We start from the raw sequence: 11,784 nt of genomic DNA on the forward strand, positions 1-11,784 counted from the left end.
GCGGCGATCCGCGCCGCCAGCTGCGGCAGGCGCGCCGCGACGGTCGCGAGATTGCGCGCGCTCGCCGCGTCCGACGGGCCGCCGCCGGTTTCGCCGCGGTCGTGCGTCGCCCCGAACAGCAGGCCGGATTCCGTCGGGACCGCATAGCCGCCCCAGGCGACGGGGCCGGCCTGAACCCCCTCGACCCAGTCGGCCTGTCCCCGGACCGGCGCCAGCGGCAGGTCCGGGAGCAGCGCCGCCGCGCCCCAGCCGGCGGCGATCACCACCACCCCGGCTTCCATAATCAGCCCTCCGTCTCCGTCCAGCAGGCGCCAGCCGTCGCCGACGGCCTCGATCCGGGCCACGGTGGCTGTGATCCTCTGCGCGTCGCCGAGCCAGGCCTCGAGGACGGCGACCGGATGGACGGCCAGGGCGTCGCGCATCCACAGTCCGCCGCTCGCTGTCGTCTCCCCGAGCCGCTCCGAACAGGCGAGGGCGTCGAGGGCCTGCATGGCCTCGGGCGGCCAGACCGGCTGGGCTGCGATCTTGGCGAAGCGCACGGCGTCGCGCGGCGCCTGTTCGAGCTGAAGCACCCCCGTCCGGGCCACAGCGCCGGGCGTGGCGGCGTAGAGCGCCCCGGCCTGCGTCAGGGCCCGGGCATAGAGGGCGGCGATGCCGCTGTCGCCGGCGTCGAGACGCGGCGTGACCAGGGCGGCGGGGAAGCCGGACGCCCCGGCGCCGGGCCGGTCGGCCTCGATCACGGTCGCACGGACGCCAAGGGCCGAGAAGGCGCGCGCCAGCGCCGCGCCGGCGATTCCGGCCCCGACCACCGCCACCGACGGCGCCGGGCCCGGAACGGCGCCCGAAGCGGGGAGGCGCGCCTCGAGCCGTTCGCGCTTGCGGCCGTGGCCGGGGCGCTTTTCGACTGTGAAGCCCCGCGCTTCCAGGCCCCGACGCACGGCCCCCGCCACGGTGAAGGTGGCGAGCCGGGCGCCCGGCGCCGACCGGGTGCGGACGCCGTCCAGCACGGCGTCCGACCACATGTCCGGATTGGTTGAGGGCGCGAAGCCGTCGAGGAACCAGGCGTCGGCCCGCCCCGTCCACTGCGACAACGCCCAGGCGACGTCGCCGATCGCGAGGTCGAGCGTCGCGTTGAACGCCGGCAGGTCCAGGCGGTGAAACCCCGGCGTCGCCCCGGGCCAGACATTCAGCAGGGCCTGGGCGGCGTCCGCCAGTTCAGGCCAGCCGGCCAGGGCCCGCGCCGCCTCGTCGCGCGTCAGCGGAAACCCCTCGATCGAGAACAGGCTGAGATGGCCGCCGACGGGCCTGTCGCGCCGCCACAGATCCAGCAGGGCGGCGATGTTCAGCCCGGTGCCGAAGCCCAGCTCGGCGACGCAGAATCGTCTTCGCCCCGCCCAGGCCTCCGGCAGGCCGCAGCCGGTGAGAAAAACCGCCCGGGCCTCCGCCAGACCGTCTTCTCGCGAGAAATAGACGTCGTCGTACCGCCCGGAGCGCGGGGATCCGTCATCGGTCCAGATCAGACGGGGCGAGCGGTCTTCGGCCATGCGTCACGGCCTATACGCGTCGCGGGCCGGTGCAACGAAAAACGGGCGAGTCAGGCCGCCCACCCCCGATTCGCCAGGTCAGTGCGCCGGGGCGGCCTGGGGATGGAGCTCACCGGGCGCGTGGGAGGCCGTGTCATCGGGCGTCGCCGGCGCCGCCGGGGTCGGGGCGGCCTCGGCCGGGGGGGTCGCGGCGGGGGCGTTGGCGGCCGCCGCGGCCAGGGCGGCGGATTGATCGGCGGTCACCATGCCCGTGTCGGCGGCGACACCCGAGGCCTCGGCGGCTTCGGTCGTGGCTTCGGGGGCGGGCTCCTCGGCCTTGTTGCAGGCGGAGAGCGTCAGGGCCGCGGCTGCGGCGGCGAGGACGAGGGTGATTCGCATGGGAATATCCTTGTGGCCGGGAACGAACGACGTCGCTCCGGGTCTCAGGATGCCGACCGTCGGACCCCGCCCGCAAGGGTTCAGACAAAGAAAAAGGGCCGCCCGTAAGGGCGACCCTTCATCGTCGTGCCCCGAAGGGCCCGTCGTTTCGTCAGCTCAGTATTACTGAGCAGCCGGGGCGGCCGGAGCAGCCGGGGCCATCGCGGCGTCGGCGGCCGGAGCGGCGGCTTCGGCGGTGGCGGCAGCGGCAGTCGCGTCGGCGGCGGCAGCGTCGGCGGTCGCGGCAGCGTCCGTGGCGGTGTCGGCGGCGGCAGCGGCGTCAGCCGAAGCGTCGGCGGCCTTGTCTTCGGCGGCGGGGGTGCAGGCGGCCAGGGCCAGAGCGGCGACCGAAGCGGCGACCAGAGCGGTGATGCGCATGTTGTTTCTTCCTTCAGAAGGGTCATACGAGGTCATGAATCCTCGCAGTCCCGAGATAACGGGAACGTGAGCAGAAGCGCAAGCGAAATTCTCACGCGTTCGTGAACTGATGTGACGCAGGCGGGGAATTCCACGCGCCCGACGCGCCTCTTTTCATGAATCCTTGTGGCGGCGGCGCACCGCTACGGCAGCGGTGGGCTGGAGGGCGGCGATGGCCGGCGGCGGGATCAGGCTTCCATCGGCGCGGCGGACAGCGATTCTTCCATCTCAAGGAATGACGGCTGGGCCGAGGACGGAATGTCGCCGCGGCCGATCTCGACCGAGATCTGGGCGGCATTGCCGTGCAGATGGGCGACCAGCACCGACTGGATGATCTTGTAGAAGGCGGCGTCGCCGTCGACGATCTCCTTCAGCCGCACCGAGATCGGCCCCACCAGGCCGTAGGCCAGGAACACGCCCAGGAAGGTGCCGACCAGGGCCCCGCCGATCATGCCGCCGAGGACTTCCGGGGGCTCGGTGATCGAGCCCATGGTCTTGATCACGCCCAGCACCGCCGCGACGATGCCCAGGGCGGGCAGGCCGTCGGCCATGTTCTGCAGGGCGTGGGCGCCGGCCTGGGCCTCGTGGTGATGCTTCTCCAGCTGCTTTTCCATGGCGTCCTCGATCTGATGCGGATCCTCGAGGTTCATGGTCATCATGCGCAGGGTGTCGCAGATGAAGTCCGTGGCGAAATGGTCCTTCAGCACCTTGGGGTATTTCTGGAAGATGGTGCTCTCGGCCGGCTTTTCGATGTGGCTTTCCAGGGCGATCACGCCCTTGGACTTCATCGTCTTGGTCAGCTGGAACAGCAGGGACAACAGGTCCTTGTAGTCCTGCCGCTTCCATTTCGGGCCGGCGAACGCCTTGCCGAAGCCGCCCAGGGTGGCCTTGATGGTCGTGACGCTGTTGCCGATCAGGAAGGCCGCCACGGCCGCGCCGAGGATGGCCATCAGCTCATAGGGCAGGGAGTGGAGGATGACCTCCATCTTGCCGCCGGCCAGGATGTAGCTGCCGAACACCATGGCGAACAGCAGGACGATGCCGATAATCTGGAACATGGAGGGCGGTGGATCCTGCGCGCGAGTTACGCGGACCTTCGCCGTTAATGATTAAGGGGCGGTTGCGAACCGCCGCGCGCTACAGCCGGGGATCGCCGTCCAGAATGGCGGCGCGGGCGGCCTCGGTCAGCTTGGCGTAGCCGTTCTTTCCGCCCCTGACATAGAGCGGGCCGTCGACCTTGTCGGGATCGAAGCCGTCGGTCACCAGATCGATCTTCTTGTATTTGAAGGTGCCGGTGGTGTCGGCCGACTTGATCAGCCGCACGAACACCGGCCGGGCATAGGACGGCAGTTCCTGGTCGACCCAGTCGGCGAACGGCCTGGCGGCGAACCGGCCGTCGATCACCAGGGCGACCATGCCCGCCTTGCCGTCGTGTCCGGGCACGGGAACGCCATAGGCGATCACTTCCTTGACGCCGGGGGCGTCGGCCAGCCGCTGCTCGACCTCGGCGGTGGAGACGTTCTCGCCCTTCCAGCGGTAGGTGTCGCCGATCCGGTCGATGAAATAGACATAGCCTTCGCTGTCCTGCCGCATCAGGTCGCCGGTGCGGAACCAGCGGTCGCCGCGCACGAAGACATCGCGCAGGATCTTCTTCTCGGAGGCCGCCTTGTCGGCATAGCCGGAGAAGGCGTGGCGCGGATCGTCGCCGATCTGGCCCAGGGCCTCGCCGACCTCGCCGGCCTTGGCCAGCTGGCACAGGCCGTCGGCGCCGCGGACGGGCGCCTCGGTCTCCATGTCGAACCGGACGAGGCGGAAATTGATCTGTTTCTTCAGGAACCCCGGGACCCGGCCGATGGCGCCCGGCTTGCCGTCGAAATTGAACACCGAGACATTGCCCTCGGTCGAGCCGTAGAATTCCAGAATGTCGGGGATGGCGAACCGCTTCTGGAAATCGGTCCAGACGTCGGGCCGCAGACCGTTGCCGAAGGCCAGACGCAGCTTGTGCGACCGCTCGTCGGGGTTCTCCGGGCAGTTGACCAGATAGCGGCACAGCTCGCCGATATAGACGAACAGGGTGGCCCCCGAGGCCTTCGCGTCCGGCCAGAAATTCGTCGCCGAGAACCGCTTGCGAAGCACCAGCGTGCCGCCGTTCAGCAGGGCCGGCCCGACGCCCACAAGGCCGCCCGTGGAATGATACAGCGGCAGGACGTTGAAGGTGACGTCCTTGTCGGTCGCGGCCGTGGCCCCGGCGAAGGCGCGCATATAGGTGCGGGCCCGGGCGTGGGTGATCTTGGCCGCCTTGGGCAGGCCGGTGGTGCCCGAGGTGTAGATGTACAGGGCCGTGTCGCGGTTGGTCAGGCCCGAACGCGCCGACCGCGCGGGCCGCACCGACGAGCCGCTGCGCACCGGCTTGTCCAGCCCGCGCCGCTCGTCCGCCTCGTCCTCGTCCTTCAGACCCAGCACCCAGAGCATCAGATTGCGCCCCGACAGGGCCCGCGCGTCCTCGACCCGTTTCCAGCAATCCTCGTCGGTGATGACCTGGGAGGCGTTGGAGATCGACAGGCAGTGGGCCAGGCTGTGACCGGTCAGATTGGTGTTGATCAGGGCGGTGGCGACGCCGACCTTGGAGAAGCCCATCCAGGCGGCGATGTATTCGGCCCGGTTCAACATCACCAGGGCGATGGTGTCGCCGCGCTTGAGCCGCCGGCTCTGGGCCCAGTGGCCGAAGCGGTTGGCCATGGCGTCCAGCTCGCGATAGGTGACCGTGCGTCGGTCGTCCTGGATGGCCACATGGTCCCCGAAGCGGTCGACCGCCTCTTCCCAGTCGTCGCAGACCAGATCGACGCTATCCAGTTCGATCGGCTTGATGCGCTTGAGCAGGCGGCTCAGCCCCTTGGCGAAACGCATGTTGCGCTTGATGTTCGCCACAAGACCCATCGTCGTCGTCACTCCGCGGAAAAGCCGTCCGTTCCATGGTGATGGACAAGCCGTCGGTCGCGGTCAACCGGCAGGGGAATCCCGAGGCCGTTTGAGGCGGTATGAACGCCGGTTTGCTGGCCGGCGTGGCGCCGATGCGGCGGTGACGCCGCGTGAACCTGTCGAACCCTGACTGCCACTTGAACAACCGGCTCCGGCAGCGCTTAATCACCGAACGCGGATTTACCGGCGCAGGGCCGTGCGGATCCCGGGGGAGTTGACCGATGAAATACCTACTGACCGCCGCCTGCGCTCTGGCGCTCGCCGGACCCGCCATGGCCCAGGACTACAATGCCGAGCCCAACTACGGCGACATCACCCTGGCGCCGGGCTTCACGCCCGATCCTCACCTGGTCAGCCTGCGCGCCGGCGGCGACATCAGCGCCTCGGGCGCGGGCAGCGGCTGCACCGGCTACATCACCAATGCGCCCGATTTCCGGTTCTACTGGAGCGGCAAGGGCTCGCTGAACATCAAGGTTTCGGTCCTGTCGAAGGCTGACACCACCCTGGTGGTCAATGGTCCGAACGGCGAATGGTACTGCGACGACGACATGGGCGAGGACAACAACCCGCTGATCACCCTGGGCTCGCAGGCCGGACGCTATGAGATCTGGGTCGGCACCTACTCGAGCGGCGACCCGCAGCCCGCCGTGCTGTCGATCTCGGAAGTCACCAACTTCTGACGCCCGCCGTGAAGTAATCGGCGAACAAGAAGCTGTACCGTTGCCGCCCCAATTGTGGCGGCAACGGCGTTTCTTCGCGGCAAGACAAGAATCGCGGAACCGTGATCTCGCGGATTAGTTTCTTCCATGAGATTTTGGAGGAACTGCAATGTCCGTGACCTATCCCGCCGACCCGACCAAACCCTATGGCGATCGTGTTGAGATGCCGCGCGTGGACCCCCATGCCGCGCTGGCGAACGATGAGCCCTTTGTTCCCGTCTATGCCCGACGCGGCAAGGCGCGTGGCGGCCAGGGCAAGATCAAGACCTGGATGATCCTGACCCCCGTCGCCGTTCTGGCGCTGGGCGGCATCGGCGCCATGATGCTGATGCAGGGCCCGGAAGAAGCGTCCGCGCCCCTGGCCGAGCCCGCTCTGACCGCGCCGGTGCTGTCCGCCTCTCCGACCGAAGCCGCCCTGGCGCCGCTGACCACCGCCTCAACGCCTGAACCGGTGATCGCCGCCCCGGCGGCCCCCGTGGCTGAGGACGCCGCGCCGCTTCGTCGGGCCGCCCCGGCTCCCGCGCGACGTGAGGCTGTCCGGCCGGCCGCTCCCGCTCCGACGGCCTCGCCGCGGGCTGTGACCCCGGCCCCTGCCGTCACCACCGGACCGCAGGCCTATACGCCGGCTCCGGTCGCGCCTTCGACCTCGACCCTGAACACCGCCCCGTCGACCGCGGCTCCGGCGACGCCCGCGCCCGCCCCGACGCCTCCGGTGATTATCGTCGAACCGGTCGGCTGATCCTGTCGCACTGAAAACGAGGCCCCGGCGGAGCGATCCGCCGGGGCCTTTGCTCTTGAGGTCTCAGACCGCAGGGGCGACGCGCCAGATCACATTGCCCACATCGTCGGCGACCAGCAGGGCCCCGGTGCGATCGAACTGGACACCGACGGGGCGCCCCATCGCCTGATCCTGTTCGTTGAGGAAGCCGGTGAGGATGTCTTCCGGCGGGCCCGCCGGAACGCCGCCCATGAACGGCACGAAGATCACCCGGTAGCCGTTGCGCGGGGTCCGGTTCCACGAGCCGTGCTGGCCCACGAAGGCCCCGCCGCGATACCGCGCCGGAAACAGGCCGCCCTCTCCGAACGTCAAGCCCAGCGACGCCGTATGGGCGCCCAGGGCGTAGTCGGGCTTCAGCGCCCGCGCGACCATCCCGGGATTGGCCGGCTCGACCCGCGCATCGACGACCTGGCCATAGTAGCTCCACGGCCAGCCGTAGAAGCCGCCGGGCGTCACCGACGTCATATAGTCGGGCACCAGATCGTTGCCGAGTTCGTCGCGCTCATTGACCGCAACCCACAGCTTGCCGCTGTCCGGCTGCCACGCCAGCCCGACCGGATTGCGCAGGCCCGAGGCGAAGATCCGATCGGCCCCCGTGGCGATGTCGATCTCGTGGATGGCGGCGCGGCCTTCCTCCTCGGCCAGACCGTTCTCGCCGATGTTGGAGTTCGAACCGACCCCGACATACAGCCGCGTCCCGTCCGCGCTGGCGACCAGACTCTTGGTCCAGTGATGGTTGCGGCCGGCCGGCAGGGCCGCCAGCCGGGTCGCGGCCGCCGTGATCCGCGTCTGGCCGGTCTGATAGGGGAAGGAGACCACGGCGTCGGCATTGGCGACGTAGAGCGTGTCCCCCACCAGCGCCATGCCGAAGGGCGAGGTCAGGTTTTCGAGAAAGGCCGTCCGCGTCTCCGCGACGCCGTCACCATCCGCATCACGCAGCAGGGTGATGCGGTTGGCGCTGGGGGCCTTCGCCCCGGCCTTCTTCATGACGAGGCCCTGCACCCAACCGCGCAAGCCGCCTTCCTTGCCCTCGGGCTTGGGCGGCGCATTGCTTTCGGCGACCAGTATGTCGCCATTGGGCAGGCGATAGATCCAGCGCGGATGATCCAGGCCCGAGGCGAAAGCCTGGACGCGGAAGCCCCGCGCCGCCACCGGCGTGCGCCCCTCCGGCCAGCCCACCGCCTCGGCGATATTGACCTGCGGGAACAGCGACCCCTGGGGCGGCGGCAAGGTGGGGTCGGGTCCAAAGCCGGCGGAGGGATCCAGCGCCTCATTTCCTCCACAGGCGGCGAGCGTGAGCGCCAGGGCGGAAGCTGCGAGCAATGTCGGACGGATCATGGAACGGCCTTTGGGTGGGCGGGTCAGAACGCGGGGAACTCCAGCCGGCTGACGTCATAGCCGAGAGCAGCCGCGCGGGCGACGAGCGCCGCGCGGCCGGCGGCGTCGGGAACCTCGCGGGTGTAAATCCACAGCTTTTCGAAGGTCGGATCGGCGGAGATGAACCAGCTGTAGTCCTCGGCGTGGTCCAGCACCCAGTAGTCCCAGGTGATCAGGCCGCCGACATAGCGGACCCTCAGCTTGGCGTTGGTTCCGGGGTCCATGATCTCGCCCCGACCGCCGATCGCCTTCTCCCGACCCTGCGGCGTGTCCACCTGACAGGTGTCGCGCACGTCCACCCGCGTCGGATTGACCACGACATAGTTGGTGGCCCCCGCGACGCAGCCGTCCGTCAAGCTCATCGGCAGACGGGCGATCTCCAGCCAGCGCCCGCTGTAGAAGCGATCCAGATCGACGACCCGGGCAGGCGCCGGCGCGCGGATTTCGTCGGGGCCGGGCGCGGTGACGCAGGCCGAGAGGGACATTGCGGCCGTCAGGGCGAGGGCGGCGGCGAGGCTTCGCGTCAGCATGGGCGGTCTCCGGCAAGAGTGGAACTGGCAGGTACGGCGCCGGTTCCGCGTGGACGCGTCAGGCCAGCGGATTCAGGTCGCGCGGCGGACGGATGCGACGAAAGCGCGCCTCGATGAAGGAAAAGGCGCCGAAGGCCACGAAGCCCAGCGCGACAGCGATGAGGATCCACGGCCCGGCCGGCTGGCGTTCGACCGCTTCCAGCGCCGCGCCGAGGCTGGTGACGTCGGAGGCGCTCGATTTCAGGCCCGCAAACACGACCAGCACGGCCAAGGGCAGATAGGCCAGCCCCCGCGCAACGTGTCCGATCCGGGCAAGCGGCGCGACGCGTCGGCAGGTCTTCGCAGAGCAGGCGAGATACGCCGTGAAATCCTCTCGCCACGCCTTGACGACATTCCCCGCCCCGATCCCGAAGATCGCCAGTCCGGCGCCGACCAGAATCCATTTGCCGAAGGGGAGGGCCAGCACCGTCTCGGCCTGCTCGCGGCTGCGGATCACACCCTCGACCGCGGGATCGCCTTCCGGCGCGCGGACCAGAAGGCTGAAGGCGGCGAACGAAAGGGCTGCATAGCTGAAACCGCTGAAAGCCTGGCTCATCCGGGTGCTCAGGCCGTGCCGCGACGTGCCTTCATGGTCAGCGTCGAAGACGGACTGCAGCACGCGCCAAACGACAAAGGCGGCCAATCCCAGCCCGACGAGGACCATCCAGACGCGACCCAGTGGCCGCATCGCCAGCCAGTCGAGCGTTCCCTTGATCCCCACCGTGTCGCCGACAAGGTCGACGGCGGCCAACAGGATCAGCAACCCGGCGGACAGATACACAAACCCCCGCGCGCCATAGCCGACCCGCGCCGCCAGTTCGAGCAGGTCATGCAGCGGCGGAACCCGACGCAGCAGGGAAGACCGGCGGCGCCCCTGTTCGCCCAGATTGGCCAGGCGGTGACGGAGAAGGGCGAGGGGACTGCGCACGGCGACGGTAACTCTCGTCCCGGAATATGGCTCCGCTCATCGGGCCCGCCCTTGAGGTGCGACAGGCGGACGCATATCTGCCTGCCTCTCGGGAGGGCGCGTATGCAGCCGGTTATTTCCATCCAGGGTCTGACCAAGACCTACAAATCGGGGCTGCAGGCCCTGAAGTCCACAGACCTGACCATCGGCAAGGGCGAGATCTTCGCCCTGCTGGGACCCAATGGCGCGGGCAAGACGACGTTGATCTCCATCGTCTGCGGCATCGTCACCCCGTCGACGGGGACGGTCATCGCCGACGGTCACGACATCCAGAAAGATTACCGCGCGGCGCGGTCGAAGATCGGCCTGGTGCCGCAGGAACTGACCACCGACGCCTTCGAGACCGTGCTGGCGACGGTCACCTTCAGCCGCGGCCTGTTCGGCAAGGCCCCGAACCCGGCGCATATCGAGAAGACGCTGCGCGAACTGTCCCTGTGGGAGAAACGCAACGACAAGATCATGACCCTGTCCGGCGGGATGAAGCGCCGGGTGATGATCGCCAAGGCCCTGAGCCACGAGCCCGACATCCTGTTCCTCGACGAACCGACCGCCGGCGTCGACGTCGAACTGCGCCGGGACATGTGGAACCTCGTCCGCGGTCTGCGCGACAAGGGCGTCACCATCATCCTGACCACCCACTATATCGAGGAAGCCGAAGAGATGGCCGACCGGGTCGGGGTGATCCTCAAGGGCGAGCTGATCCTGGTCGAGGAGACCTCGGCCCTGATGAAGAAGCTGGGCAAGAAGACCCTGACGTTGAACCTGCAGGAGCCCCTGGCGGCCGTGCCCGCGGAGTTGGCCGAATGGTCGCCGACGCTGAAGGCCGACGGTAACGAGCTGGAATACGTCTTCGATTCCAACCTCGAGAAGACCGGCGTGCCGTCGCTCCTGCGCAAGCTGTCCGACCTCGGCATCGCCTTCAAGGACCTGCACACCAGCCAGAGTTCGCTTGAGGACATCTTCGTCAGCCTGGTCCACCAGGACAAGACCGACAGGAGCGCCGCATGAACTCGCTGACCTTCAACGGCTACGGCGTCTGGGCCATCTATCGCTTCGAGATGGCGCGCGCCCTGCGCACCGTGTGGCAGTCGCTGGTCACGCCGGTGATCACCACCTCGCTGTATTTCGTGGTCTTCGGCTCGGCCATCGGCAGCCGCATGACCGAGATCGACGGCGTCCCCTACGGCGCCTTCATCGTGCCGGGCCTGATCATGCTCAGCCTGTTCACCCAGTCGATCTTCAACGCCTCGTTCGGCATCTATTTCCCGAAATTCACCGGCACCATCTACGAGCTGCTGTCCGCGCCGGTGTCGCCGCTGGAGATCGTCCTCGCCTATGTCGGGGCGGCGGCGACCAAGTCGGCCATCCTCGGCCTGATCATCCTCGCCACGGCCGCCCTGTTCGTCCCGCTGGAGATACTGCATCCGCTCGAAATGCTGGCCTTCCTGATCCTGATCTCGACCACCTTCAGCCTGTTCGGTTTCATCATCGGCATCTGGGCCAACGGCTTCGAACAGCTGCAGATGATCCCGATGCTGGTGGTCACGCCGCTGACCTTCCTCGGCGGCTCCTTCTATTCGATCGACATGCTGCCGGAGGCCTGGCGGACGGTGACGCTGTTCAATCCGCTGGTCTATCTGATCTCCGGCTTCCGCTGGACCTTCTACGGCACGGGCGACGTCGGCATCGGGGTCAGTCTGGCGGCGACGCTGGGCTTCCTCTTCGTCTGTCTGGCCATCGTGGGATGGATGTTCCGCACCGGCTACCGGTTGAAGAACTGAGGTCTTCAGCTTGGGGCCACGAAACGGGCCATTTCAGCGGACACCTTGGCCGCTCTCCGCGTTTGATGATGCGCGCCGGCGTTCGGCGCGGGAGTAGCCATGTCCACCGAGGCCGACAACAAGCTCAACGGCTCGCCTGAGCCCTTCCGCCGCCCGGTGAACTGGGGCCGGGCGCCGGGCGCCGTGTTCCGCGCCGGCCCCCTGCCCAGGGGCGAGCGCCTGCCGCCCCTGCCCGA

The 11,784-nt window shown here is 68.6% G+C and carries 12 protein-coding genes; 4 read left to right on the forward strand and 8 right to left on the reverse strand.

Annotation, left to right across the window (positions count from 1 at the left end):
• The 5 genes from mnmD to B2742_RS09975 all read right to left on the reverse strand — a co-directional run.
• Positions 1 to 1,544 (reverse strand): tRNA (5-methylaminomethyl-2-thiouridine)(34)-methyltransferase MnmD (gene mnmD / locus B2742_RS09955; RefSeq protein ID WP_292065650.1); only part of this gene is annotated, 1,544 nt, incomplete at its 3' end.
• A 78-nt stretch (positions 1,545 to 1,622) separates the two neighbouring features.
• Entirely contained in the window at positions 1,623 to 1,922 is a 300-nt protein-coding gene (locus B2742_RS09960) for a hypothetical protein (RefSeq protein WP_292065652.1), read from the reverse strand.
• Positions 1,923 to 2,084: 162 nt separating this feature from the next.
• Positions 2,085 to 2,339: a hypothetical protein gene (locus B2742_RS09965; protein WP_292065654.1), complete on the reverse strand. Its 255-nt coding sequence runs from the start codon at positions 2,337 to 2,339 to the stop codon at positions 2,085 to 2,087.
• Positions 2,340 to 2,566: 227 nt separating this feature from the next.
• On the reverse strand, positions 2,567 to 3,436 hold the full coding sequence (gene motA, locus B2742_RS09970; RefSeq protein WP_292065657.1) for a flagellar motor stator protein MotA: 870 nt from the start codon (positions 3,434 to 3,436) through the stop codon (positions 2,567 to 2,569).
• A 79-nt stretch (positions 3,437 to 3,515) separates the two neighbouring features.
• Positions 3,516 to 5,315 (reverse strand): long-chain-acyl-CoA synthetase, encoded by a 1,800-nt coding sequence (locus B2742_RS09975; protein ID WP_292065659.1) that lies wholly within the window; start codon positions 5,313 to 5,315, stop codon positions 3,516 to 3,518.
• Positions 5,316 to 5,578: 263 nt separating this feature from the next.
• Here B2742_RS09975 and B2742_RS09980 point away from each other — a divergent pair, with 263 nt between their 5' ends.
• Both B2742_RS09980 and B2742_RS09985 read left to right on the forward strand, forming a co-directional pair.
• Positions 5,579 to 6,037, forward strand: a complete 459-nt coding sequence (locus B2742_RS09980) for a peptidase S1 (RefSeq protein ID WP_292065661.1) — start codon at positions 5,579 to 5,581, stop codon at positions 6,035 to 6,037.
• 148 nt (positions 6,038 to 6,185) lie between these two features.
• The gene (locus B2742_RS09985; protein WP_292065663.1) at positions 6,186 to 6,815 is read left to right on the forward strand and encodes a hypothetical protein; all 630 of its coding nucleotides are present in this window, start codon (positions 6,186 to 6,188) and stop codon (positions 6,813 to 6,815) included.
• A 63-nt stretch (positions 6,816 to 6,878) separates the two neighbouring features.
• Here B2742_RS09985 and B2742_RS09990 read toward each other — a convergent pair whose 3' ends face one another.
• The 3 genes from B2742_RS09990 to B2742_RS10000 are packed head-to-tail and all read right to left on the reverse strand — an operon-like array spanning position 6,879 to position 9,728.
• The gene (locus tag B2742_RS09990; RefSeq protein ID WP_292065666.1) at positions 6,879 to 8,192 is read right to left on the reverse strand and encodes a PQQ-dependent sugar dehydrogenase; all 1,314 of its coding nucleotides are present in this window, start codon (positions 8,190 to 8,192) and stop codon (positions 6,879 to 6,881) included.
• A gap of 23 nt (positions 8,193 to 8,215) precedes the next feature.
• Positions 8,216 to 8,761 (reverse strand): lipocalin family protein, encoded by a 546-nt coding sequence (locus B2742_RS09995; protein WP_292065668.1) that lies wholly within the window; start codon positions 8,759 to 8,761, stop codon positions 8,216 to 8,218.
• A gap of 58 nt (positions 8,762 to 8,819) precedes the next feature.
• Entirely contained in the window at positions 8,820 to 9,728 is a 909-nt protein-coding gene (locus B2742_RS10000) for a DUF1206 domain-containing protein (RefSeq protein ID WP_292065670.1), read from the reverse strand.
• A gap of 102 nt (positions 9,729 to 9,830) precedes the next feature.
• Here B2742_RS10000 and B2742_RS10005 point away from each other — a divergent pair, with 102 nt between their 5' ends.
• Both B2742_RS10005 and B2742_RS10010 read left to right on the forward strand, forming a co-directional pair.
• On the forward strand, positions 9,831 to 10,775 hold the full coding sequence (locus tag B2742_RS10005) for an ABC transporter ATP-binding protein (protein WP_292065672.1): 945 nt from the start codon (positions 9,831 to 9,833) through the stop codon (positions 10,773 to 10,775).
• Entirely contained in the window at positions 10,772 to 11,548 is a 777-nt protein-coding gene (locus B2742_RS10010; protein ID WP_292065674.1) for an ABC transporter permease, read from the forward strand. Before B2742_RS10005 ends, B2742_RS10010 begins: the two co-directional genes overlap by 4 nt.
• The last annotated feature ends 236 nt before the right edge of the window (positions 11,549 to 11,784 follow it).

Source organism: Brevundimonas sp. UBA7664, from assembly GCF_002483305.1.
Classification (GTDB): Bacteria; Pseudomonadota; Alphaproteobacteria; order Caulobacterales; family Caulobacteraceae; genus Brevundimonas.

Excerpts from the sequence above, each read along its gene's own strand:
- B2742_RS09960 (WP_292065652.1), bottom strand. The coding sequence starts at position 1,922 with ATGCGAATCACCCTCGTCCTCGCCGCCGCAGCCGCGGCCCTGACGCTC.
- B2742_RS09965 (WP_292065654.1), bottom strand. The coding sequence starts at position 2,339 with ATGCGCATCACCGCTCTGGTCGCCGCTTCGGTCGCCGCTCTGGCCCTG.
- motA (WP_292065657.1), bottom strand. The coding sequence starts at position 3,436 with ATGTTCCAGATTATCGGCATCGTCCTGCTGTTCGCCATGGTGTTCGGC.
- B2742_RS09975 (WP_292065659.1), bottom strand. The coding sequence starts at position 5,315 with ATGGGTCTTGTGGCGAACATCAAGCGCAACATGCGTTTCGCCAAGGGG.
- B2742_RS09980 (WP_292065661.1), top strand. The coding sequence starts at position 5,579 with ATGAAATACCTACTGACCGCCGCCTGCGCTCTGGCGCTCGCCGGACCC.
- B2742_RS09985 (WP_292065663.1), top strand. The coding sequence starts at position 6,186 with ATGTCCGTGACCTATCCCGCCGACCCGACCAAACCCTATGGCGATCGT.
- B2742_RS09990 (WP_292065666.1), bottom strand. The coding sequence starts at position 8,192 with ATGATCCGTCCGACATTGCTCGCAGCTTCCGCCCTGGCGCTCACGCTC.
- B2742_RS09995 (WP_292065668.1), bottom strand. The coding sequence starts at position 8,761 with ATGCTGACGCGAAGCCTCGCCGCCGCCCTCGCCCTGACGGCCGCAATG.
- B2742_RS10005 (WP_292065672.1), top strand. The coding sequence starts at position 9,831 with ATGCAGCCGGTTATTTCCATCCAGGGTCTGACCAAGACCTACAAATCG.
- B2742_RS10010 (WP_292065674.1), top strand. The coding sequence starts at position 10,772 with ATGAACTCGCTGACCTTCAACGGCTACGGCGTCTGGGCCATCTATCGC.